This window comes from Tabrizicola sp. (genome assembly GCF_016792905.1).
In the GTDB taxonomy this organism is placed as follows: Bacteria; Pseudomonadota; Alphaproteobacteria; order Rhodobacterales; family Rhodobacteraceae; genus Tabrizicola.
In genome coordinates, this window is the sequence record NZ_JAEULP010000017.1 from 97,415 (window position 1) to 121,435 (window position 24,021).

The window sequence follows — 24,021 nt, forward strand, 5'->3', positions numbered from 1 at the left end:
TCATCCCCTGGCCCAGAGGAACAGTCCCAGCTCGCTCGCCAGACGCTGCATCCGGTCCAGGTCGAGGCAGATCACCGATCCAGCCTCGAACGCCACACCGCCCAAACCCGCCGCAGCCGCGGCGCGAAGGGTTTCCGGGCCAATCGTCGGCAGGTCGATGCGGCGGTCCTGCCCCGGCTTCGTCGCCTTGTAGATCAGGCCCCGCCCCCGCGCGGGGTCCGGCCGAAGCGCGCCGATCCCGGCCACCTGCGCCAGAAGCGCATCGGTGCCGGGCAGAGCCTCGACCCCGAGGCACAGGCCCTGCGCCACCACCGCGCCCTGCCCCACGTCCACCGCGCCAAGCGCTGCGACGATCGCCGCCGCCCGCGTTGCATCGGCTTCGTCTCGGGGTGTCACGGCCCCCGCCAATACGCCAACCCCTGGCAGAAGCGCGGGCGCGACCTGTTCCACGCCGACGACGCTGAAGCCGAACTCCTCGAACAGCTCGATCACCACCCGCAGCGTCGCGTCGTCGCCCTGCGCCATCGCCGCCATCAGGCGTGGCAGCAGGTTCGCCGTCGCCTCGTCCAGCAGTGCGGGGTCCAGCCGGGGCCGCGAAACCGCACCGGCAAAGATCACCTGCCCGACCCCGTCCCGCTCCAGCGCGCGCAGGAAGGGGACGAGCCGTTCGACCCGGAAGCGCAGGTCAACCGTCAGCCCTTCGGGCGCAAGACCATCCAGCGCGGCCACAAGCGGCGGCTCGTCCATCCCGGCCGCCAGCGCAGCAGGCAACAGGCCCTCCCCGGCGATGATCGCCGTCCTCACCGTCCGCCCTTCGGGGTCAGGAAGCTGCGGTCGGATTTCGACAGGATGAAATCGGCAATCTCGCGCACCAGCGGGCTGTCGCTTTCCTCGGCGAGCTTCCGCGCGCGATCCTGGAAACTGCCGTCCTCCTGCGCCAGCGTCTGATATGCCGCCCGCAGCGCGGTGATCCCGGCCCGGTCCACCCCCCGGCGCTTCAGTCCCACCAGGTTCAGCCCGTCGAGTTCCCCCCTTGGCGCCTGAACCAGGCCGTAGGGAATGACGTCGTTCGTCACCATCGTGACCGCCCCGATGATCGCGCCCTGCCCGATCCGCACCCATTGGTGCACGCCGGACAGCCCGCCGACGATCACGTCGTCGCCCAAGCTGCAATGGCCGGCAATGGCGACGTTGTTCACCAGGATCACCCGGTCGCCGATCTGCGCGTCATGGCCGACATGGGCGCCGGTCATGATCAGGCAGTCATCACCCACCCGCGTCACCCCGCCGCCACCTTCCGTCCCGGTGTTCAGCGTCGCGCCCTCGCGGATACGGCAACGCGCGCCGACGACCAGCCGGGTGCGCTCGCCCTGATACTTCAGATCCTGAGGCACCTCGCCGACCGTGGCAAAGGGCCAGACGGTGCAGTCATCGCCAAGCTCGGTCCAGCCGGTGATCACGGCATGGGACTTGACCGTTACCCGTGCCCCCAGCACCACCTCCGGGCCGATCACAGCAAAAGGCCCGATGTAGCATTCCTCGCCGACAACCGCCCCTTCCTCGACATGGGCCGAAGGGTGGACGACCGCCGTGCCGTGAACCGCCATCTGTCAGCCCTTCGCCACGTCGAACATCGCCATGAAGGTCGCCTCGCAGGCCAGCTCGCCCTCGACCATGGCGCGGCCCTCGAACTTCCACACCCGCCCGCCGCCGCGCAGAGCCTTGACGTGCAGCTCCAGCACATCGCCCGGCACCACCTTGCGGCGGAACTTCACCCCGTCGACGCCCATGAAGAAGACCTTGGCATTCTTGTCGACCAGATCCATCGACAATCCGACCAGCACGCCCGAGGTCTGCGCCATCGCCTCGATGATCATGACGCCGGGAAAGATAGGCATCCCAGGGAAATGACCCTGGAATTGCGGTTCGTTCAGGGTGATGCACTTGATGCCGACACAAGCTTCGTTGACGACGATGTCGCGGACCCTGTCGATGAGCAGGAACGGATAGCGGTGCGGAATGATCCGCTGGATCAGATCCAGATCGGCGGTTGTCACTGCGGTCGCATCCATCTCTACCCCCTTCGCCTTCCCGGCCTTTGGGTCTAGCTAGCAAGTCGCGCCGCAGGAGACAAGTTCACCCGGGGCCGTCCGGCGGCTCACGGGTCAGCGGCCGATTCCTTGGCAAGGGCGGCATTGACAAGCTGGATCGCCTCGTCCGTCACGTCGATGGCCGAGAGCGAGACGATCGTAAGGTTCTTGTCTAGGATTGCCGTCGCCTTCTTCTGGCCCAGAAGCTCGCCCAGGACCGGCACCGCGGCCTTGAGAAATGCCTTGCGGTCGTCGTCCCTTGCATCGGTCAGCTTGCGCGCCTTGGCGTCCTGCTCGGTCCGGATCCGTTCGACCTTTTCATCGAAAGCCTCGGCCTTTGCCGAGAATTCCTTTGCCGGCAAGGTCTTGCGTTCTTCGGTCAGCGCCTGCTCCTCGGCGACAAGCTCGGCCTCGATCCGCTTGTTCTCCTGTTCCAGCGCCGCAGTCGCCACACGCTCGCGCTCGACGGCTGCCTTACCGAAATCGGATTCCAGGAAGAAACGGTCTTGATCCAGCGTCAGGAGCGGCGCAGGTACCTCCTGCGCCGAAACTTGACCCGCCAGCAACAGAGCAGCCGCGACAATCCGAAGCCCGACCCCGGGGCGCCCAGGTCTGCGCCACCGTGCCATGATCAGAACTTGGTCGAGATCGTCAGGTCGAAGGTCTGTTCCTTGTCGTAGTCTTCCTTCTTCACCGCATGGCTGAAGTTGAAGCGCAAGGGTCCGATCGGCGTGGTCCAGAACACCGATACACCCACGGTCGCCCGCGGGATGAAACTGTCGTCCACCGCGCCGCCGTTGGTGTTGTCCAGGCTCCAGACCGAGCCGACGTCAAGGAAAGCGCCGCCGGTGATGCCGTATTCCTCGGGCAGGCCCACCGGGAATTCGGCCTCGAACCGCGCGACTGCGAACATGTTGCCGCCCAGTGCATCATCGTCTGTCGCCGTCAGGTCACGCGGGCCGATCCCGTTGGGCTCGAAGCCGCGGATCTTGCTGTTGCCGAAGAAGCGGTCGGTGACGCGCGTCACGTTGCCGCCAAGCGAGGTGATCGCCCCGCCCTCGAACACGGCGCGGAGGGTCACTTCCTCGTTCATGACCTTGGTTTCGGCCATCGCGAGGGCCGTGGTCTTCACATATTCCGAATCGCCGCCAAACCCGGCGACGTCCTGGCCAAAGCGCAGCAGCACCCCGCCTTTCGGGTTCAGGCCGGTGATGCGGTTGTCGTATTCGTAGCTGTAGCCGAGTGAGAAGGTCGTCTCCGCGCCCCGCGCCTCTTCCGCCGTCAGGATCGGCGAGTCGCCCGTGTAGTTGTAGAGCTTGTCCTCGGCCACGCTTAACCGCAGGTCCAGCGTGGATTCCTCGCCGACCGGGAAGCCGATGCCGGTGCTGAAGCCGATGTTGCGCGTGTCATAGACCGAATAGTCCGATTCCGACGTCCGGTAATACGCCCCGATGTTGAAGCGCAGGTCCCGTCCCAGCAGCGCAGGTTCGGTGAAGCTGAAGCTTGAGCTTTGGTTGGAAGAGGCCGTGGAAACGCTGAGCGCCAGTTTCTGACCACGTCCCAGGAAATTCGATTCCGAGAAGCCAACGTTGAAGCCGACGCCGCTGGCCACCGAATAGGACATGCCGAAGCTGAGCGAGCCGGTCGGCTGTTCCTCGACATCGACATTCACCACGACCTGGTCGGACTCCGACCCTTGTTCGGCATTCACCTGCGCATCGGAGAAGAAGCCAAGCGCGCGGATGCGCTCGGCGGCCTGGCGGATTTCGCGCGGGTTGAAGGGGTCGCCTTCCACCGTGCGGAACTGCCGCCGGATCACCTGGTCCAGCGTCGTCGTGTTGCCCTCGATGTCGATCCGCTCGACAAAGATCCGCTCGCCCCGCACGATCGCGAATTCCACGTCGACCACCTGGCCACGGGCGTTCCGCGTAATCCGGGGTTCGACCCGGATGAAGTTCAGCCCCTTCTTCAGGGCCAGGGTTTCCATCCGGGTGACGTTGTTGTCGATCAGGAGCGGGCTATAGGTCTGGCCCGCGCGGATCTTCTGCACGCCCTCGAACTCGGCCGCGTCGAGCCCTTCGACTTCCGAGACGGTCGTGACCTTGCCGATGTTGTAGGAAAGGCCCTCGCGTACGGTGAAGGTGACGAAGGTCGCATCCCGTTCGCGGCTCAACTCGGCGCTGGCGTCCAGCACCTGGAAGTCGATGAAGCCGCGAGACAGGTAGAAGTCGGTCAGAACCTTCTTGTCCAGTTCCAGCCGCTCTGCGACATAGGTGTCGCGCTGGATCAGGTTGCGCAACAAGCCTGCCTGCTTCGTCTCCAGCACCTGGCGCAGGCGACGGTCCGTGAAGGCCTTGTTGCCGACAAACGAAATCCGCTCGTTCTCGACCACCTTGCCTTCGCTGATCTCGAACACGAGGTCCACGCGATTTCCCGAGCGGCGGATGATCTTCGGGGTGACGCTTGCGGCCAGCCGGCCGGCCGTCCGATAGGCTTCGGCAATCGCCGCGGCATCTGCTTCCGCCATGCTCGGCGAATAGATCCGGCGCGGCTGCGATTTGATCAGCGCGGACAGTTTCTCGTCCTTCAGCCGCTTGTTGCCCTCGATGCTGATGACGTTCACGATGGGGTATTCCACCACCTTGATCACCAGCGTCGAGCCCTGCGGTACCAGTTCCACCGTCTCGAACAGATTCGAGTTCAGGATGCGCTGGTAGGCGTCGTTCAGCTGGGCGGCGGAAACCTCCTGGCCCCGGCTGATTCCGGCATAGTTCAGGATGGTCGCGGCATCGACCCGGTCATTACCCTGAATCTCGACGTTCGAAAACGAAAAGGACTGCGCATAGGCCGGGGTGAGGAAGGGAGCCGAAGCTGTTGCGGCACCGATGAAAACCGCCGTGGCAAGCAGACGCGCCCGAGACGTGGCCCGAAACGACCATCCCCTGGCCGCGCTTTGGGTCATCCGCATGTTGCATCCTCGCCGTATTTATCTGTTTCCGGATAGCTACCCACAAAGCCAAGCTTTGTCAAAAGCCTGCGGTCCCTGTGGATAACTTTGCAAGATGTTGTGGCACCATGGCAAAGCCGGAGGGGTCAGGTATTTCCGACCCTGCCCCGGCCAATGGACGCTACTGGCACATCAGATCGCGGCTGAGGCCGAAGATCATGATCGACAGGACCAGCGTCAGCCCGACCGTCATCAACACGCGCAGCGCCCCTTCCGACGGCTGGCGCCGCGTCATCGCCTCGTAGGCGAAGAACACCAGATGACCACCGTCCAGCACCGGAATCGGGAACAGGTTCAGGATGCCGATGCCCAGGGACAGGATCGCCAGCATGCCCACGAAGCTCTCCGCCCCGTTCCGCGCCGCATCACCCGCCACCTCGGCCATGCCAATGGCGCCCGACAGGTTGCAGCTTGAAATCGCGCCCTGGATCATATGCCAGAGGCCCGAGAATGTGGTCGTCGTCATCGTCCACATACCCGTCAGCGCATTGGTTGCCGCCTCGCCAGGGCCGACCGACCGGGTTGCCGGTTCGAAGAACATGCCGGAGTAGAGGCCCAGAAGGTAGCGATCAGTGAAGCCGCCCTCGCCGTCATCGACAGTCCGGATGCGCGGGGTCAGCGTCTGTTCAAAGGTCTTGCCGTCGCGCCAGACCGTCAGCGTGACCGGCTCGCCCTTGCTGGCCGTCACGATTTCCGGCAGTTCATCGAAATAGCGGACGTCCTTGCCCCCGGCCTTCAGGATGACATCGCCTTCCTGCAGACCAGCGTCCATCGCGGCCGAGCGGAGTTGGACATCGCCGATCACCGGGGCCAGCGGGTGCGGACCGTTGACCACCATCTCCTCGCTGCCGCGCTGCACGGTATAGGCCACCAGGGCCTTGCCCTTCAGCCCGTCCGTCACCGCGGCGAAACGCTCCCAATCCGGTGTCGGCTGACCTTCGACGGCACGGATCACGTCACCCTCCTGCAAGGACGGCCCCTCGAACGGAAAGGCCCGCATTGCGCCGACCGTGGGTTCCTCGCGCGGCACGCCGATGGCCAGCGCCAGCCCGGACAGAAGCACGAAGGTCAGGATGAAGTTGAAAAACGGCCCCGCCACCACCGTCGCGGCCCGCGCCCAAAGCGGCGCCCCCGCCATCGTGTGCCGCCGCTCGGCCGCCGACAAGCCCGAGACATCGGCCTTCCGGACCGACGACCCATCGGCATCGCCGAGGAACTTCACATAGCCCCCGAAGGGAATCGCCGCGACCTGCCAGCGGGTGCCGCGCTTGTCGGTGCGGCTGAACAGCACCGGGCCGAAGCCGATAGAGAAGACCTCGGAATGGATCCCCGACCAGCGCCCGACGATGTAGTGGCCGTATTCGTGCACGAAGACGATCACCGAAAGGGCGATGACGAAGAACGCCACTGTCCAGACCGTCCCGCCCAGGGCCGCAACTATCGTTTCCATCAGCCTGCTCCTGCCCTGCCGCGCGCGACTATGTCCGCCCGTTCCGCTGCCCGTACCCGTGCCAGATGGTCCACCGACTGCACATCCTCAAGGGCCATGACCGTCGATCCGTTCCCGATCGCGTCATCCAGCGCTTCAAGCGTGGCCTCGACGACGCTGGCCATGTCCATGAAACCGATCTGCCCGGCAAGGAACCGGTCCAGCGCCACTTCCTTCGCCGCGTTGAACGCCGCCCCCGCCAGCCCCCGCCGCGCCATCACCTCACGCGCCAGCCGCAGCGCCGGATAGCGTGCCTCGTCGGGCGCGCGGAAGGTCAGCGTCGCCACCTGCGCGAGGTCCAGCCGCGCCACCGGAAGGTGCGACCGATCCGGCCAGTTCAGCGCATAGCCGATGGAATGGCGCATGTCTGGCGCCCCCAGATGCGCCATGATCGCCCCGTCGCGGTAGCCCACCATGGAATGGATCAGGCTCTCGGGATGGATGATCACCTCGATCTGCTCCGGAGCGACCCCGAAGAATTCCCGGGTCTCGATGACCTCCAGCGCCTTGTTGAACATGCTGGCCGAATCGATGGTGATCCGCTGCCCCATCGCCCAGTTCGGATGTGCCAGCGCGTCCGTGACCGTGGCCCGCGCCAGCGCTTCCAGCGGCCAGTCGCGCAGGGCGCCGCCGCTTGCGGTCAGGATGATCCGCTCGACCGCGGCGATGTCCTCGCCGACCAGCGCCTGGAAGATCGCCGAATGCTCACTATCCACCGGCAGGATGCGCGCGCCATGCGCGGCCGCCTCGGCCATGAGCAAAGGCCCCGCCGTGACCAGCGATTCCTTGTTCGCCAGCGCCAGCACCGACCCATGCCGCAGCGCCCGGATCCCCGGCACCAGCCCCGCGGCCCCGACGATGGCGCTCATCACCCAGTCGGCAGGCCGATCCGCGGCTTCCGCAATCGCCTCCGGCCCCGCCGCGGCCTCTACGCCCGACCCGGCCAGCCGCTCGCGCAGTTCCGCCAGGCCCGAGGGCTCGGCACAGACCGCCACCTCCGCCCGCAACTCGCGCGCCATCTCGGCAAGCCGTGCGATGTTCCGGCCCCCGGTCAGCGCCTTCACCCGGAAGGCCCTGGCCCCGCCTGCCCGCCGGATCAGATCCACCGTCTGCTCGCCGACAGACCCGGTCGCGCCGAAGATCGACAGGCTGCGCAATGCTCAGCCCCCGAAAAGCCCGGGGATCGGCGCCACCAGCCCCAGCACCATCACCGCGACCACAGCCCCGATCAGCGCATCGAAACGGTCCAGCACCCCGCCATGGCCGGGAATGAGGCTGGAGGCATCCTTCACCCCCGCCCGCCGCTTGACCCAGCTTTCCAGGATGTCTCCCATCTGCCCGGCAAAGGCCACCAGCGCGGACAGCGGCACCAGAAGCCAGCTCGACCCCGACAGTGCAAAGCCAAGCCCCACCAGCGCCGCACCGATCCAGCCCGCCACCGTACCCGACCAGGTCTTCTTCGGACTGATGCGTTCCCAGAACTTCGGCCCGCCCAGCATCCGGCCAGCAAAATAGCCCAGCACGTCCGAGGCGACGACCACCGCCACCAGCCACAGGATCGCCGTCGTCCCCCCCGCGTTGCGCAGACCTACAAGCCCGAACCCGGCCAGCATGATCGCGACCGAATAAATCGCAGCCAGTCGTTGGTCACGCCGCGACGTTGTCGCCAAAACAATCGCCGGTGCCAGAAGCAGAACCAGCGCCGCCTTGCCCGGAAGGATCAAGGCCAGCAGCAGCGCAGCCGCCGCTATCCCTGCCAGAACCATTGGCGACACCTGTTGCCAGGGCGCAGTCATCCCGGCCAGTTCCCAGATCATCACCCCGGTCAGCACCACCACCAGCGCCGCGAATGCCGTGCCGCCCAGCCAGATCTCCACTGCGCCGACGCCGACCATCACGATGGCCGACAGCAGGCGCGTGCGAAGGTCCGACCATTTGCCTGACGGGGCAGGCGCGGGCTCCATCACCGGGACACCCCGCCGAAGCGCCGCTCGCGGTTGGAGAAGCGCTGCACGATGGCCGCCAGCTCCTCCGGCCCGAAATCCGGCCAGAGCGTTTCGGTAAACTCGTATTCCGCATAGGCCGCCTGCCAGGGCAGGAAATTGCTGGTCCGCGTCTCGCCGCTGGTGCGGATCACCAGATCCGGGTCCGGCAAGCCGCCCGTATCCAGCCGCTCGGCGAAGGCCGCCTCGGTCACATGGCGCGGGTCCAGTATCCCCTGCGCCGCCGCCTCGGCTATCTTGCGCACCGCGCGCACGATCTCGTCCCGCCCGCCATAGTTGATCGCTACCGTCAGGTTCAGCCGGTCAAGCCCCGCCGTCCGCGCCTCTATCCCGGCCATCATGCGTTGCAGCTTGGGGTCAAGGCGGCTGCGGTCGCCGATGAAGCGCATCCGCACCCCGGCCTTGGCCAGCCGGTCGGCTTCGCGCTCGATGTAGCGAGCGAAGATCGCCATCAGGCCCAGCACTTCCTCAGTCGACCGTTTCCAGTTCTCGGTCGAGAAGGCGTAAAGCGTCAGCCAGCGGATGCCGAGGTCCGGCGCCGCGCGCACGATCTCTCGCACCCGTTCCGCGCCCTTGCGATGCCCGACAAGGCGCGCCCAGCCCCGGTTTGTGGCCCAGCGGCCGTTGCCATCCATGATGATCGCCAGGTGGTTCACCGGCCGCGCCGCGACACCCACCTGCAAGTCCTTAGACAATACCCGTTCTCCTGCCGCCGATCAGACGTGCATGATCTCTGCCTGCTTGGCCTCCAGCGCCCGGTCGACCGCGGCAATCGCCTTGTCGGTCAACTCCTGCACCTCGTCGGACCAGAACTTCTGGTCATCCTCGCCCATGCCCTGCGCCTTTGCCTTCTTGATCTGGTCCATGCCGTCACGCCGCACATTGCGAATCGCAACCTTGGCGCTTTCGGCATAATGCGCGGCAACTTTGGTCAATTCGCGGCGGCGTTCCTCGTTGAGTTCCGGGATCGGCAGGCGGATCAGCGGGCCATCCGTCACCGGGTTGATGCCGATGCCGCTTTCGCGGATCGCCTTTTCCACCTTGCCGATCATCGCCTTGTCCCAGACGTTGATCACCACCATGCGCGGTTCGGGCACGTTCACGGTGCCGAGCTGGTTGATCGGGGTCATCTGGCCATAGGCGTCCACATGGATCGGTTCCACCAGCGCCGCCGAGGCCCGCCCCGTCCGCAGGCTGGCGAATTCCGTCTTCAGGGCATTCATCGCTCCGTCCATCCGGCGCTGGATGGCATCGGTGTCGATCTCGATCTCTTCATGTGCCATGGGACATGTCCTTCACTGCCTGCGGGGTTTCCCGCGATTTCGCGCTCTATAGCAGAGCGTCGCCGCCCCGGTATAGGCCAAAGCTCCTGACCTTCGCAGTGCGGAGACCGGGGCGTGTTGCGCAGCTGGCCGCATGGCCGTGCGTATGGCCGACTCCCATATGGTTTCCATATCGGTGCCGGACAGAGGGGCCGACCTCAGCCCTGAACCCTGGTATAGGTCCCCTGCCCGGCCAGAATCCCCCGGAACCCGCCGGGCTCGTCCAGCGAAAAGACGATGATCGGCAGGTCGTTGTCGCGGGCAAGCGCGATGGCCGTCGCATCCATCACGCCCAGATGCTTCTCCAGCACCTCGTCATAGCTCACATGGTCGTAACGCTTTGCGTCGGCATGCTTTTTCGGGTCCTTGTCATAGACCCCGTCCACCTTCGTCCCCTTGAAGATCGCCTCGCAGGCCATCTCGTTTGCCCGAAGGGTCGCCGCCGTGTCGGTGGTGAAATAGGGGTTCCCGGTTCCGGCGGCGAAGATGCAGACCCGCTTCTTCTCCAGATGCCGCACCGCGCGGCGGCGGATATAGGGCTCGCAGACCTGATCCATCGGGATCGCACTGATAACACGGGTGAAAACGCCAATCGCCTCCAGCGCCGACTGCATGGCAAGGGCGTTCATCACCGTCGCCAGCATCCCCATATAATCCGCCGTCGTCCGCTCCATCCCCTGGGCGCTGCCCTGCAAGCCCCTGAAAATATTGCCGCCGCCGATCACCATGCAGATTTCCACCCCCATGTCGCGGACCGACTTCACCTCTTCGGCGATGCGGTTCACCGTCGGCGGATGCAGGCCGTAGCCTTGGTCGCCCATCAGCGCCTCGCCCGAGATTTTCAGCATCACGCGGCTGTACTTGGTGGCCGTTTCGGACATGGCACCCCCCTGCATATCGTTTTGTGTTTGGACTGCGCCGCAAAATGTCGCAAAACGGCGGCAGGTTCAACGGGGGATCGGCGCTGAGGATCGACGGTATTTCGCGCGAGGCGCCGGTGCTGATCGCCGGGCCGACCGCCAGCGGGAAATCGGCGCTGGCGATGGAGCTTGCAGCGCGCGACGGACGGCTGATCGTCAATGCCGATGCCCTGCAAGTCTATGAAAACTGGCGCATCCTGACCGCCCGCCCCTCAGCCGCCGACGAACGGGCCCTGCCCCATGCGCTCTATGGTCATATTGGTCGCGAGCAAGCCTATTCCGTCGGCCACTGGCTACGCGAGGTGGCACCGCTTCTTGACACCCGCGTGGTGATCGTCGGCGGAACCGGATTGAATTTCAATGCCTTGACCCAGGGCCTGGCCGAAGTGCCGGATACGCCGCCCGCTATTCGCCGCGAAGCCGACGCCCGCCGTGCCGCAGAGGGGCATGAGGGCCTGCTGGCCGAACTCGACCCCGCCACCGCTGCAAGGATCGACCGCCAGAACCCGGTCCGCATCCAGCGCGCCTGGGAAGTGCTGCGCGCCACCGGGCGAGGCCTCTCTGTTTGGCAGGACGACACGCCGCAGCCCCTCTTGCCGCTGGTGCGGGCCGATGCCCTTGTCCTGGTGCCCGAGGTCGACTGGGTCAACGCCCGCATCGACCGCCGTTTCAAGGAAATGCTAACCCATGGCGCGCTAGAGGAAGCGCGGGCGAACCTTGACGGCTGGGACCCGAAGCGCCCTTCGTCGAAAGCCATCGGCGGGCCGGAACTGATTGCGCATATTCGGGGCGAACTGACCCTGGCCGAGGCCACCGAAGCCGCCACGCTGGCCAGTCGCCAATATGCCAAACGGCAGCGGACCTGGTTCAGATCGAACATGAAGGCTTGGGTGAAACTTTCCTTGCCATGAGGGGGGTTGCAGCGGGAAGCTTAAGCGGATTGGTGCTTATCCACAGGGTTATACCCATAAAAATGGAACATTTGTGGGTAACTTGCCCGGCAATGGATGAAATTCGCTTGGGTTGCCCCGCGTGCCCTGCTTTACTTCGCCTGTCAGCGCCTCTGCCACAGGATCTGCCCCCAAATGATAAAGCCCGCACCCGTTTCCCAGCTGCGTCTTGTCGCCATTCCCCGCCTCGCCGCTGGCGGCCGCTGGCGGGTCGAGGCGATGCGCTCGCTCTCCGAACCCTGCCTCCTCTGGTTCACCAAGGGCCAGGGCCGCATCACGATCTCGGGGGTGACGCGCGGCTACACGGCACATAATGCGGTCTTCATCCCCGCAGGCGTCATGCACGGGTTCGAGGCGGGATCGCAGGTCTTTGGCACGGCCGTCTTCTTTGGTCGCGATCCGAAGGTCGCGCTGCCGAAGGTTCCGCTGCACCTGCGCATCCGCGAGGTCCATGCCCAGCAGGAGGTCAACGTCCTTCTCGATTCGATTCTGCGCGAGATGGAAAGCGACACCCCCGCCCATGACCGCGCGACCGAGGCCTATGTCGGGCTTCTGGGCGTCTGGCTGGAACGGCAGGCGCGCAAGGCCGACCCGCTGGAAAGCCCGCGGCAGGATGCGACGCGACGCCTGGTCTCCCGATACACCGCGCTCCTGGAGCGGAACTTCCGCACCGGCATGAATGTCGCCGATTTCGCCGCCGCCCTTGGCGTCACCCCCACTCACCTCACGCGCTGCTGCAACACTGCCTGCGGCCGCCCGGCAAGCGCCCTCCTTCAGGACCGCCGCATCTTCGAGGCCCGCAAGCTTCTGGCCGAGACCCGCATCCCCGTCGGCAAGATCGCCGAACAGCTGGGCTTCAACTCGCCCGCCTATTTCACCCGCGCCTTCCAGCACCTGACCGGCAAGTCACCCTCGGCCTTCCGTCGCGCCGGATAACAAAGCTTTGTCCGGTCGGTAAATATTTTCGACACCAGCATGTCGCTTTTGGACGTCAAGCGTCGAAACCAGCCGTTGACGCAACGTCGAAAAAAGTGCGCAATATGTCGTGGGGAAGCGCTGTTCGCGCAGGCTGTCGGGTGTCCTGGCCAAGGCCAGACGGTTCCAGCGGCATGGGGGTCGGTGCTGCCGGATAACCAATGAAAAAACCTGACAGGGAGACCAGAATGAAAGACATGACCCATGAAGGCGGCCTGCATTCCGCAGCGCATATGTATGCGTCGGAATATGCCGAGGGCAAGCTCAGCCGCCGCGAGTTCCTGACCCGCACCACGGCACTCGGCGTCTCGGCCGCCGCCGCCTATGGCCTGATCGGCCTGCCCGCGCCCGCCCAGGCGCAGGAAGCCAAGACCGGCGGGATGATCCGCGTCGCCATGGAAGTGAAGGGCACCAAGGACCCGCGTCTGGCCGACTGGCCGCAGATCGCCAACATCTATCGCGGCTGGCTGGAATACCTGATCCAGTACAACAACGATGGCAGCTTCGAAGGCCGCCTGCTGGAAAGCTGGGAAGCCAACGCCGACGCGACCCAGTACACGCTGAAGATCCGCCCCGGCGTCACCTGGAACAACGGCGAACCCTTCACTGCCGATGACGTGGTGCGCAACTTCGGTCGCTGGACCGACGGCAACGTCGAGGGCAACGCCATGGCCTCGCGTTTCCCCGGCCTCGTGGACGAAGCGACCAAGACCATGCGCGAAGGCGCAGTGGTCAAGGTCGATGACACGACCGTCCAGCTGAACCTGACCGCCTCGGACATCGCCGTGGTGCCGAACCTGGCCGACTATCCGGCTGCCGTGGTGCATTCGACCTTCAAGGACGGCGAAGACCCGTCGACCAACCCGATCGGCACCGGCCCCTATGTGCCGCAGGAAGTCGCGGTCGGCCAGAAGGCCGTCCTGGTCCGTGCGCCGAACCATACCTGGTGGGGTGGCACTGCGCCGCTGGACGAAATCCACTACATCGACTTCGGCACCGACCCGGCAGCGATGGTCGCGCTGTTCTCCTCGGACGAGGTGGACAGGAACTATGAATCGGTCGGCGAATTCATCGACATCCTCGATGGCATGGGCCTGGTGAAGGAAGAGCTTGTCACCGCCTCGACCATCGTGGTGCGGACGAACTCGACCTCGGATCTCTACAAGGACAAGGCCGTTCGCTCGGCCATCCAGCTTGCGGTCGATCCGAAGGTTGTGCTGGAACTGGGCTACAACAACCTCGGCAAGACCGGCGAGAACCACCACATGTTCCCGATCCACCCGGAGTATCCGACCCTGCCGCCGCAGGTGATCAACCCGGCGGGTCTGGTGCCGGCGCTGGAAGCGGCAGGTCTGAAGGACACCGAGTTCGAGGTGATCTCGCTTGACGACGGCTGGGAAGCGGCGACCACCGCTGCGGTACAGGCCCAGCTCAAGGACGCGGGCATGAACATCAAGCACACGGTCATGCCGGGCTCGACATTCTGGAACGACTGGCAGAAGTATCCCTTCTCCTCCACCACCTGGAACCACCGCCCGCTCGCCGTCCAGAACATGAGCCTGGCCTACACCTCGACCGGATCATGGAACGAGACGGGGATGGCGAACCCGGAGTTCGACGCGCTGATGGCCCAGGCCCTGGCGCTGGCCGATGCCGATGCGCGCCGGGAACTGGCGGCGAAGATGGGCACGATCCTTCAGGAAGAAGGCTACATCATCAACCCGTTCTCGCGGTCGCTGTTCAGCCACCACAAGGAAGGTTTCCTCGGGCTGGAGATGCACCCGGCCTTCGAGCACCATCACTACAAGTGGTCGATCGCCTGATCGGTCCGATCAGCTGAATCTAGCTCAATGGGGCGCGCCTTGCGCGCCCCTGCCAGAGACACTTTAGCAAGAGGACCGGCATGGGAAAGTTCGTGCTCCGGCGGCTTGGGGTCATGCTCCTTACAGCCATTGCCCTGACCTTTGTGGTCTTCTACCTGACAAACCTGCCCCCCAATCTTGAGAAACTGGCCCGCACCGAGGGTTCGGTCCGCATGTCCGAAGAGGCCGTGCAGGACTGGATCGAACAGAACGGCCACTCCGGTTCGGTCTTTGGCCGCTACGGCCAGTGGCTGGGCGTCGTTCCCGGCTGGACCTATACCGACGAGAAGGGCGACACCCGTGGCCGCTGCTTCGCGATCGGCCAGGATGCCGCCGCCGCTCCCACGTACTGCGGCCTTCTGCAGGGCGACTGGGGCTATTCCACCTTCTTCAAGAAACCTGTCGCGGACTCGCTGGGTGAAAAACTGGCGGCAACCGGCTGGCTGATGCTGGCGGTGATGCTGGTCATGGTGCCGACCTCGCTGTTCCTTGGCGTGTTGTCGGGGATGCGCGAAGGCTCGGCCACCGACCGGACGCTCTCGACTTTCTCCATCGCCTCGACCGCCACCCCGGAGTATGTTTCGGGCGTCGTTCTGGTCGCGCTGTTTGCCACCGCTGCCACCGGCATCTCGCCGCTCCTGGCGGAATACGGTCTGATCGAGCCGAAGAAGACCCTCTTCCTGGCATCCGCCACCTCGGCGATGGAGGACATCACCTTCTGGAACTTCGCGCTGCCGGTGATGACCATCGCGCTCTACGGCATCGGCTACATCGCCCGGATGACCCGCGCCTCGATGACCGAGGTGATGACCCAGCAATACATCCGAACCGCCCGGCTGAAAGGCGTGCCATTCCGCACAGTCGTCATGAAGCACGCCCTGCGAAACGCGCTGATCGCGCCCTTCACGGTGATCATGCTTCAGTTTCCCTGGCTTCTGAATGGTGTCGTCATCGTGGAAAGCCTGTTCAACTACAAGGGCTTCGGCTGGACGCTGGTGCAGGCGGCCTCGAACAACGACATCCCGCTGCTTCTCGCCTGTTCCTGTGTGGCGGTGGTCGTCGTCCTGCTGACGCAGCTGATCTCGGACATCGGCTATGTCTTCCTGAACCCCCGCATCCGGCTGGCCTGAGGGAGGGCGCAAAATGGATTTCCTGACCTGGACCGGAACTGCCGGAACCACCCTTGTCCCCGTCCTGCAACTGGCCGTTGTCGTCCTGGCCCTGGCATTGCTGGCCCGCTTCATCTTCGCGCTGGCCGGGCTTGACGGCCCCCGCCTGCCCAACCCGGACGGGACCACCACCGGCCGGTCGCCGGGCGATCTGGCAAGCCTGGCCATCCGCTACAGCTTCTACGCCGCGCTTGCCGCCATTCTCTGCATCCTCGCCGCCGGAGCCGTCATGCCTTCGCCAGTCGAGGCCGGGATCCTCGGCGCCATGGCGGTGCGCTTCTGGCCGGTCTGGCTCGCGCTGATCGCGACCTTCGTCCTGTCGATCCGTTTCCGCCGCAAGCTCGGCCTCTATGGCAAGCTGTTCGATTCGACTGTCGGGATGATCGGCTTTGCCATCGTGATGTTCTGGATCTTCACCGCGATCTTCGCCGGAACGATCGCGACCTACGACCCCTTCTCCCAGATCGCCGGGCTGAAGAACGACGCTCCGGGTGTTCTGGTGCCGGACGGCGGCTACGGCTGGTATCTCCTCGGCGGCGACCATCTGGGCCGGGACGTCTTCTCCCGCATGGTGATGGGCGCGCGCGAGGTGCTGAAGATCGCGCCCGCCGCCACGCTCTTCGCCTTCATGGTCGGCATCACCTTGGGACTTCCGGCGGGCTACTTCGGCGGCAAGCTGGACACCGTGATCTCCTTCCTCGCGAACCTCGTCCTCGCCTTCCCGGTGATCCTCTTGTTCTACCTGCTCGTGACCCCGGAAATCCGTGACACCGGCATCCCGATCGTGCTGGCGGCGCTCCTCTTCATCTTCCCGATCATCTTCCTTTGCACCCTCTGGAACAGCCGCTACTACACCAACCCGCCGCGTCGTAACCTCTACGTCGGCATCACGCTTCTGATCGGCCTCTGGGCCTATTCCGGCCTTGCCTTCAACATGGACCCCCTCGGCATCTGGTCGATGGAGCCGAACATGCTGAATGTCTTCGTCTCGGTGGTGTTCGTGAACTCGCCCGGCGTGTTCCGGATCGTCCGGGGTCTGGTGATGGACATCAAGGCTCGGGACTATGTGGCCGCAGGCCAGACCCGTGGCGAAGGCGCCTGGTACATCATGCTCTGGGAAATCCTGCCCAACGCCCGTGGCCCCCTGATCGTCGATTTCTGCCTGCGGATCGGCTACACCACCATCCTCCTCGGCACGCTGGGCTTCTTCGGCCTTGGCGTCTCCCCGGACAGCCCGGACTGGGGCTCGACCATCGACGATGGCCGCAAGCTCCTGAACCTCTATCCCCACCCGGCCCTTGCGCCAGCCCTTGCCCTCATGAGCCTTGTCCTCGGCCTGAACCTTCTTGCCGACGGCCTGCGTGAAGAAAGCCTGAAGGATTGATGCCATGACAGCCCCCACCCCCGATACCCCCTGGGACCCGTCGCAACCGATCCTGGAAATCGAGCATCTCTCGATCAGCTTCTTCACCCGCCTGCGGGAGATTCCCGCCGTGATGGACTTTTCCTGCTCCGTCATGGCGGGCGAGGCGATGGGCCTTGTCGGCGAATCCGGCTGCGGCAAGTCGACCGTCGCGCTGGCGGTGATGCGGGAGCTGGGCAAGACCGGGCGGATCGTCGCCGGTTCCATGAAGTTCAAGGGCCGCGACCTTGCCAAGATGGACGACGAGGAGCTGCGCCATATCCGCGGCTCGGAAATCGCCATGATCTACCAGGAGCCGATGGCCAGCCTGAACCCCGCGATGAAGGTTGGTGCGCAGCTGGCCGAAGTGCCGATGCTGCATTCGGGCATGTCGAAGGCCGATGCCTGGAAGCTGGCTCGCCAGATCGTTGCCGATGTCCGCCTGCCCGACCCCGACCGCATCATCAACTCCTACCCGCACCAGCTTTCGGGCGGCCAGCAGCAGCGCATCGTCATCGCCATGGCGTTGATGGCCAAGCCCGCGCTCCTGATCCTGGACGAGCCGACCACCGCGCTGGACGTGACGGTCGAGGCCGGGATCGTCGATCTGGTCAAGGAGCTGGGCGAGAAATACGGCACGTCGATGCTCTTCATCAGCCACAATCTGGGCCTGGTGATGGATGTCTGCGACCGCATCTGCGTGATGTATTCCGGCGAGGCGGTCGAGACGGGGAACGTCACCGAAGTCTTCGACAAGATGCGCCACCCATACACGCAGGCGCTCTTCCGCTCGATCCCCTTGCCCGGCGCCGACAAGAACGCCCGACCGCTGATCAGCATTCCCGGCAACTTCCCCCTGCCGCACGAACGCCCGAAGGGCTGCAACTTCGGCCCGCGCTGCGACTATTTCCAGCATGGCCGCTGCGACGAGACCGACGTGCCGATGTCGCATGTCCCTGGCGACGACCGCCACGACAGCCGCTGCCTTCGCTGGCAGGAGATCGACTGGTCCGCGCCCCCCGCCGCGCGCGAGGTGAAGGAGAAGGCCGAGATCGGCAAGGTGGTCCTGAAGATGGAGGATCTGCGGAAATACTATTCGGTCTCGACCGGGGCCTTCGGCGGCGGCACAGCGAAGGTGGTCAAGGCGAATGAAACCCTGTCCTTCGAGGCGCGCGAGGGCGAGACGCTGGCCATCGTCGGAGAATCCGGCTGTGGCAAGTCGACCTTCGCCAAGGTGTTGATGGGGCTGGAAACCGCGACGTCAGGCTCGATCATGCTGTTCGATGAAAACGTGCAGTCAACCCCGATCCAGAAGCGCAATACCGACACCGTCTCCCAGGTGCAGATGGTGTTCCAGAACCCGTTCGACACACTGAACCCGTCAATGAACGTGGGGCGCCAGATCATCCGGGCGCTGGAAATCTTCCACTACGGCAGCTCCGATGCCGACCGTCACCAGCGGATGCTGGAACTGCTCGACCTGGTGAAGCTGCCCCGCGCCTTCGCCGACCGGATGCCGCGCCAGCTGTCAGGCGGGCAGAAGCAGCGCGTCGGCATCGCGCGGGCCTTCGCGGGCGGGGCGAAGGTGGTGGTGGCGGATGAACCCGTCAGTGCGCTCGACGTCTCGGTCCAGGCCGCCGTCACCGACCTGCTGATGGACATCCAGCGCGAGAACAAGACGACGCTGCTCTTCATCAGCCACGACCTGTCCATCGTGCGTTATCTCTCGGACCGCGTCATGGTCATGTACCTCGGCCATGTCGTTGAAATGGGCACCACCGACCAGGTCTTTGCGCCCCCCTACCACCCCTATACCGAGGCGCTTCTTTCTGCCGTGCCGATTGCCGACACCAAGGTCGAACGCAAGCGCATCGTGCTGGAAGGCGACATCCCCTCGGCGGTCAACCCGCCGCCCGGCTGCCCGTTCCAGACCCGCTGCCGCTGGAAATCCCAGGTCACGCCCGCCGGCCTCTGCGAGCGTGAGGTGCCACCGGTGCAGATGCTGGAAGGTGGCCATCAGATCAAGTGCCACCTCTCCCGCGAGATACTTGCGACGATGGAGCCGGTGATCAAGATCGCGGCAGAGTGAGGTTGGATGGTTGAGTAGGGTGGGAAATTTGCCCACCTTCAAGGGTGCGTGGGCAGATTGCCCACCCTACCCCAGGATCGCCTTCACATAGCTTTCCGTCTCGGCGAAGGGCGGGATGCCGTCGTGTTCTTCCACCGCCGCCGGGCCCGCGTTGTAGGCCGCCAGCGCCAGTTCCCAGGTGCCGAACTTGTCGTACATCATCCGCAGGTAGCGCGCGCCGCCTTCCAGGTTTTCCTCGGCATCGTTGATGTCGACCCCCAGATGCTCGGCGGTTTCCGGCATCAGCTGCGCCAGCCCCGTCGCGCCCTTGACCGAGGTCGCCACCGGGTTCCAGCCGCTTTCCTGCTGCACCAGGCGCAGGAACAGGTCCTCCGGCACGCCATGCTTGCGCGCTGCGGCCTTGGCGACCTCCAGGTATTCGCCCTTGTAGTTGCCACGGTAGGCGGGAATGCCCTCGGCCGCAGCCGTCTCTTCGCCCTTCTTGTACTTGGGCGTCAGCTTGACCGAGCCGGAGTATTGTTTCTTCAGCTTCTTGTCGATGAGATCGGACTGCGTCTTGAAGATCGCCAACCGGGACTTGGACGATCCCGAAAGGTTCAGGCCCTCGGCCAGGGTACCGGTCGGCGCGCAGACCGACGCGCCGACCAACAGCACCGCAACCGCAATCTGGCCACCGATCCGCATGTCCTCGCCCACACTGTCCCTTGCGCACTCATTGGCGCGACCCGGCCTGACTATAGCCATTCCGCCCGGATTTTCCAGACCGGTCATGACTGGTTTTCCCGACCTGCGGAAGGCCGGTTGCGGCGGGCGGAAAGCACGGTATAGGGTTCCTTAACCATCCGGGAGCGAAACTGCCCCGGACATCTGCAAGGGAGATTCGCATGGCGGGGTCGGTCAACAAGGTCATTCTCATCGGCAACCTCGGCCGCGACCCAGAGGTGCGCAGTTTCCAGAACGGCGGCAAGGTGGTGAACCTGCGTATCGCCACCTCGGAAACCTGGCGCGACCGCACCTCGGGCGAACGCAAGGAGCGCACCGAATGGCACTCGGTCGCCATCTTCAACGAGGCGCTGGGAAAGATCGCGGAGCAGTACCTGAAGAAGGGCAGCACAGTCTACATCGAGGGCCAGCTTGAGACGCGGAAATGGCAGGATCAGTCCGGCCAGGACAAGTACACCACCGAAGTCGTCCTGCGACCTTATTCCGGCAACCTCACCCTGCTCGGCGGTCGCGGCGACGGCGGGTCCGGCGGCGGGAGCGGCGGATACGATGACCGTGGCGGCTATGACGAAGGCGGCCAGGGCGGTGGCGGCGGCTACGGCGGCAGCCGGGGCGGCGCTGGCGGCGCTTCGGGCAGCGGGGGCGGTGGCCGGTCCGACATGGACGACGAAATCCCGTTCTGATCGGTCGGATCGTCGCATCTCCCGAACGCCGGACTGGCGGCACTGGACCTTGACCGGCCAATCCCTATATAATCGGTCAACATCCCTTGGCGCCGAGACGAAGACATGCAGGACCAAACCGTGGGCCAGACTGAGGGCCAGCCGCTCATCAAGCCCTCGACCACCGACCATCCGCTGTATCCGCAGATCGTCGAGGCCTGCCGCACGGTCTATGATCCGGAAATCCCGGTGAACATCTACGACCTCGGCCTCGTCTACACGATCGAGATCGGGAAAGAGAACGAGGTCGAGATCACCATGACCCTCACCGCCCCCGGCTGCCCGGTGGCGGGCGAAATGCCGGGCTGGGTCGCCAATGCGGTGGAACCGCTGCCCGGCGTGAAGCAGGTCGACGTACAGATGACCTTCGATCCGCCCTGGGGCATGGACATGATGTCCGACGAGGCCCGGCTGGAACTCGGGTTCATGTAACGCAAGCCTTCAAGCTTGCTTTCGGCCAAGGCAAGCCAAAAGGGTTGCGTTCGCTTTGGCAAAGGAAAAGGGTTGCAATACACGAAAGCAAGTCATTTCGCTTGCTTTTTGTGATCGCAAGGCAAATACTTTGCCCATGTCACGCATTGTCGCCATCCTGACCGGCGATCTGATCGGATCGACCGCAGCCCCGCCCGAGGCGGTGGAACGCTCCATGCGGATCATTGCCGCCTGTGCAGGCGAGATCGGCCCGGATACGGATTTCACAAGATATCGGGGGGATGGGTGGCAGATCCGTCTCCTCCAGCCCGGCGATTGCCTTTGGGCCTGTCTGTTGATCCTCGCACGGCTGCGGGCCCAGGACGGCGCGCTGGGCTGCCGGATCGCAATCGGCATCGGCGAGGAGTATCCCACCGACACCCGCAACCTCTCCTCCGCAATGGGACCGGCCTTCACCGCTTCGGGTCGGACGCTGGACCAGATGAAGCCCGACCGGCTGCTGGCGCTGGGAAGCCTGCCGAAGCAGCCGGATGCCTTCCGGAATCTGGCCGTCACGGTCGCCTCGACGCTTGCAGCGCGGTGGTCGCGGGAACAGGCGGAAGCGATGGCTTTGAAGCTGGATGTCGACAGCCCGGCGGGCGAACGCGAATCCAACGACAGGATCGCCCGGAAGCTGGGCATCACCCGCCAGGCGGTTGACGCCCGGCTAAAGGCGGCGGACTACCATCTCCTCGACGAGATGATGCTGGCTTTTCTGGAAGCCTATTCGCAGACGGAGGCAAAGCATGACTGAAACCTTCATCGCCCTCCTCTTCGCCCATACGTTCGCCGATTTCGTCTTTCAGACCAACTGGATGGTCGTGAACAAGCGCACCCCCCTCGCACTCGGGCTGCACGCCGCCATCGTCTACGCCACCGCCGTCGCGGCGACCGGATCGGTCCATCCGATGCTTCTGGCCCTTGCCCTGATCCACATCGGGATCGACGTCGGCAAGCTGATCCTCGCGTCGGTCTGGAAGACCTCCGGCGGCCTCGCGCCCTTCCTGATCGACCAGGCGCTGCATCTTGTCAGTCTGATCGCCCTCACCCTCTGGCTGCCCGGTCTCTGGGCGCAGGGCATCTGGGCCCCGGGCGCCATCGTCACCGGCGAGGACAGCGGCATCCTTGGCACCGGCCTCTGGTCCGCGGATACCGCCCTGCCCGTCAGCCACCTGCCTGCGCTCATGGTGCTTGTCACCGGACTGATCCTTGCGACCCGCGCCGGCGGCTTCGCAGTCGGACTCCTGATGGAGCCCTTCAGCCCGCATCTGGGCCGGGGCGATGCCGGGAAAAGCCTGCCCGGCGCCGGGCGTGTCATCGGCAATCTGGAACGCGGGCTGATCTTTGCGCTGGTCCTTTTCGGCCAGTCGCAGGGCGTCGGCCTGCTGATCGCGGCCAAATCCATCCTGCGCTTCGGCGCTGTCAAGGACGACCGCCGCCTGTCCGAATACGTCATCATCGGCACGCTCGCCTCGTTCGGCTGGGCGCTGGTCGTGGCTTTTGCCACCCTCGCGGGCCTCGCCCTTTTGCCGCCGCTTGGAATTCCGGCCGCGACACCTTAAGTTATCGCCAAAGGAGCCTTCCCATGTTCGGCATTCCCGGCAAAGCCGCCGTCACCCTGACCCCCGCCGCCAGCCGCCAGATCACCCGGCTGATGCAGCGCGAGGGCAGCCAGGGCCTGCGCATCGGCGTGAAGAAGGGCGGTTGCGCGGGCATGGAATACACCATGGAATATGTCGCCTCGGTCAATCCGCTGGACGAGGTGGTGGAACAGGACGGTGCCCGGGTGATGATCGCGCCCATGGCGCAGATGTTCCTGATCGGTACCGAGATCGACTATGAGACGGGCCTGGTGGAAAGCGGGTTCAAGTTCCGCAACCCCAACGTCGCCGAGGCCTGCGGCTGCGGCGAATCGATCAAGTTCCGCGACACGCCCGCCGCCTGACCGGCAATAAACCCGCTGCCAACGACAGATTGTTCGCGATCTGAAGGCTTTTCCTTTCTGCCCATACACGCTAGGCGTGTCCGGAAGTGCAGAGGGGAATGCAGGATGAAGAAGCTCGCCGCCGGGAACTGGAAGATGAATGGCACCAGGGCCTCCTTGGCCGAGGTCGCGGCGCTTCTTGCCGCCCATCCTGCCCCGGCCTGCGAAATGCTCCTGTGCCCGCCCGCGACGCTGATCGCCCAGATGGCCGATGCTGCAAGGGGTTCGGCGCTGTTGGTCGGTGCGCAGGATTGTCATGCGAAACCGCAGGGTGCGCACACCGGCGACATTTCGGTCGCGATGCTGAAGGATGCGGGCGCAACTCATGTGATCCTTGGCCATTCCGAACGCCGCACCGACCGTGGCGAAACCGACGAACTTGTCCGGGCCAAGGCCGAGGCGGCGGTGGATGCGGGCCTCGTCGCCATCGTCTGCATCGGCGAGACAGAGGCGGAGCATGACGCGGGCAAGACTCTGGCGGTGATCGGCAGCCAGATCGACGGCTCGATCCCCGGCGGGGCGACGGCGGCCAACCTGGTCGTCGCCTATGAACCCGTCTGGGCCATCGGCACCGGCCGCACGCCCACGCTGGCAGAGATCGCCGAGGTCCACAGCTTCCTCCGCGGCCGGTTGCGCGGCCTGATCGGCGATGAGGCCGAGGGCGTGCGCATCCTCTACGGCGGTTCGGTCAAGCCGTCGAACGCCGGGGACATCTTTGCCGTACCGCATGTCGACGGGGCGCTGGTGGGCGGCGCAAGCCTGAAGGCTGCCGATTTCGGCGCCATCGTCGACGCGCTCTCCGCCGCCTGACGACCCTTGCCTGTCGCGGACAGGCCAGCCCGA

General features: G+C 65.1%; 24 protein-coding genes. 12 read left to right on the top strand and 12 right to left on the bottom strand.

Annotated features, from left to right (window positions below):
• The 11 genes from lpxI to pyrH form a co-directional block, all read right to left on the bottom strand.
• Complete coding sequence (gene lpxI, locus JNL31_RS02910; protein ID WP_294969720.1) at positions 1-804, bottom strand: UDP-2,3-diacylglucosamine diphosphatase LpxI; 804 nt, start codon at positions 802-804, stop codon at positions 1-3.
• On the bottom strand, positions 801-1,607 hold the full coding sequence (lpxA, locus tag JNL31_RS02915) for an acyl-ACP--UDP-N-acetylglucosamine O-acyltransferase (RefSeq protein ID WP_294969723.1): 807 nt from the start codon (positions 1,605-1,607) through the stop codon (positions 801-803). Before lpxA ends, lpxI begins: the two co-directional genes overlap by 4 nt.
• A gap of 3 nt (positions 1,608-1,610) precedes the next feature.
• Positions 1,611-2,072: a 3-hydroxyacyl-ACP dehydratase FabZ gene (fabZ, locus tag JNL31_RS02920; protein ID WP_294969727.1), complete on the bottom strand. Its 462-nt coding sequence runs from the start codon at positions 2,070-2,072 to the stop codon at positions 1,611-1,613.
• 86 nt (positions 2,073-2,158) lie between these two features.
• Positions 2,159-2,656, bottom strand: a complete 498-nt coding sequence (locus JNL31_RS02925) for an OmpH family outer membrane protein (RefSeq protein ID WP_294969729.1) — start codon at positions 2,654-2,656, stop codon at positions 2,159-2,161.
• Between the two features lie 65 nt (positions 2,657-2,721).
• A complete protein-coding gene (gene bamA / locus JNL31_RS02930) occupies positions 2,722-5,052 on the bottom strand; it encodes an outer membrane protein assembly factor BamA (RefSeq protein ID WP_294969798.1) in 2,331 nt (776 codons plus the stop codon).
• A gap of 166 nt (positions 5,053-5,218) precedes the next feature.
• Complete coding sequence (gene rseP, locus JNL31_RS02935) at positions 5,219-6,547, bottom strand: RIP metalloprotease RseP (protein WP_294969731.1); 1,329 nt, start codon at positions 6,545-6,547, stop codon at positions 5,219-5,221.
• On the bottom strand, positions 6,547-7,743 hold the full coding sequence (dxr, locus tag JNL31_RS02940; RefSeq protein WP_294969733.1) for a 1-deoxy-D-xylulose-5-phosphate reductoisomerase: 1,197 nt from the start codon (positions 7,741-7,743) through the stop codon (positions 6,547-6,549). Before dxr ends, rseP begins: the two co-directional genes overlap by 1 nt.
• A gap of 3 nt (positions 7,744-7,746) precedes the next feature.
• A complete protein-coding gene (locus tag JNL31_RS02945; RefSeq protein WP_294969735.1) occupies positions 7,747-8,550 on the bottom strand; it encodes a phosphatidate cytidylyltransferase in 804 nt (267 codons plus the stop codon).
• Positions 8,550-9,284: a polyprenyl diphosphate synthase gene (gene uppS, locus JNL31_RS02950; protein WP_294969738.1), complete on the bottom strand. Its 735-nt coding sequence runs from the start codon at positions 9,282-9,284 to the stop codon at positions 8,550-8,552. The genes JNL31_RS02945 and uppS overlap by 1 nt, the downstream gene beginning before the upstream one ends.
• A 21-nt stretch (positions 9,285-9,305) precedes the next feature.
• Entirely contained in the window at positions 9,306-9,872 is a 567-nt protein-coding gene (gene frr / locus JNL31_RS02955) for a ribosome recycling factor (RefSeq protein WP_294969739.1), read from the bottom strand.
• A 197-nt stretch (positions 9,873-10,069) separates the two neighbouring features.
• Entirely contained in the window at positions 10,070-10,792 is a 723-nt protein-coding gene (gene pyrH, locus JNL31_RS02960; protein ID WP_294969741.1) for a UMP kinase, read from the bottom strand.
• Between the two features lie 44 nt (positions 10,793-10,836).
• On the opposite strand from pyrH, the gene miaA reads away from it, so the two are divergent.
• The 6 genes from miaA (at position 10,837) to JNL31_RS02990 (ending at position 19,278) form a co-directional block, all read left to right on the top strand.
• Positions 10,837-11,742, top strand: coding sequence for a tRNA (adenosine(37)-N6)-dimethylallyltransferase MiaA (miaA, locus tag JNL31_RS02965; RefSeq protein WP_294969743.1), 906 nt, complete (start codon positions 10,837-10,839; stop codon positions 11,740-11,742).
• A gap of 174 nt (positions 11,743-11,916) precedes the next feature.
• Positions 11,917-12,717: an AraC family transcriptional regulator gene (locus JNL31_RS02970; RefSeq protein WP_294969746.1), complete on the top strand. Its 801-nt coding sequence runs from the start codon at positions 11,917-11,919 to the stop codon at positions 12,715-12,717.
• 227 nt (positions 12,718-12,944) lie between these two features.
• A complete protein-coding gene (locus tag JNL31_RS02975) occupies positions 12,945-14,579 on the top strand; it encodes an ABC transporter substrate-binding protein (protein ID WP_366928911.1) in 1,635 nt (544 codons plus the stop codon).
• Between the two features lie 80 nt (positions 14,580-14,659).
• Positions 14,660-15,748 carry an ABC transporter permease gene (locus tag JNL31_RS02980; protein ID WP_294969748.1) on the top strand — a complete coding sequence of 363 codons (1,089 nt, stop codon included), beginning with the start codon at positions 14,660-14,662 and terminating at the stop codon, positions 15,746-15,748.
• 13 nt (positions 15,749-15,761) lie between these two features.
• Positions 15,762-17,171, top strand: coding sequence for an ABC transporter permease (locus tag JNL31_RS02985; RefSeq protein ID WP_294969751.1), 1,410 nt, complete (start codon positions 15,762-15,764; stop codon positions 17,169-17,171).
• Between the two features lie 4 nt (positions 17,172-17,175).
• Entirely contained in the window at positions 17,176-19,278 is a 2,103-nt protein-coding gene (locus tag JNL31_RS02990; protein ID WP_294969754.1) for an ABC transporter ATP-binding protein, read from the top strand.
• A gap of 66 nt (positions 19,279-19,344) precedes the next feature.
• Here the strand turns inward: JNL31_RS02990 and JNL31_RS02995 are convergent, their stop codons facing one another.
• Positions 19,345-19,962, bottom strand: a complete 618-nt coding sequence (locus JNL31_RS02995; RefSeq protein WP_294969803.1) for a lytic transglycosylase domain-containing protein — start codon at positions 19,960-19,962, stop codon at positions 19,345-19,347.
• A gap of 200 nt (positions 19,963-20,162) precedes the next feature.
• Between JNL31_RS02995 and ssb the strand changes: the two genes are divergently transcribed.
• From ssb to tpiA, 6 genes are all read left to right on the top strand, one after another.
• A complete protein-coding gene (gene ssb, locus JNL31_RS03000) occupies positions 20,163-20,684 on the top strand; it encodes a single-stranded DNA-binding protein (RefSeq protein ID WP_294969756.1) in 522 nt (173 codons plus the stop codon).
• Positions 20,685-20,789: 105 nt separating this feature from the next.
• Positions 20,790-21,155, top strand: coding sequence for an SUF system Fe-S cluster assembly protein (locus JNL31_RS03005; RefSeq protein WP_294969759.1), 366 nt, complete (start codon positions 20,790-20,792; stop codon positions 21,153-21,155).
• Positions 21,156-21,291: 136 nt separating this feature from the next.
• Positions 21,292-21,948, top strand: coding sequence for a hypothetical protein (locus JNL31_RS03010; RefSeq protein ID WP_294969761.1), 657 nt, complete (start codon positions 21,292-21,294; stop codon positions 21,946-21,948).
• Positions 21,941-22,756 carry a DUF3307 domain-containing protein gene (locus tag JNL31_RS03015; RefSeq protein ID WP_294969763.1) on the top strand — a complete coding sequence of 272 codons (816 nt, stop codon included), beginning with the start codon at positions 21,941-21,943 and terminating at the stop codon, positions 22,754-22,756. The genes JNL31_RS03010 and JNL31_RS03015 overlap by 8 nt, the downstream gene beginning before the upstream one ends.
• A gap of 23 nt (positions 22,757-22,779) precedes the next feature.
• Positions 22,780-23,139: an iron-sulfur cluster assembly accessory protein gene (locus tag JNL31_RS03020; RefSeq protein WP_294969767.1), complete on the top strand. Its 360-nt coding sequence runs from the start codon at positions 22,780-22,782 to the stop codon at positions 23,137-23,139.
• A gap of 105 nt (positions 23,140-23,244) precedes the next feature.
• Positions 23,245-23,988 carry a triose-phosphate isomerase gene (gene tpiA / locus JNL31_RS03025; RefSeq protein ID WP_294969769.1) on the top strand — a complete coding sequence of 248 codons (744 nt, stop codon included), beginning with the start codon at positions 23,245-23,247 and terminating at the stop codon, positions 23,986-23,988.
• The last annotated feature ends 33 nt before the right edge of the window (positions 23,989-24,021 follow it).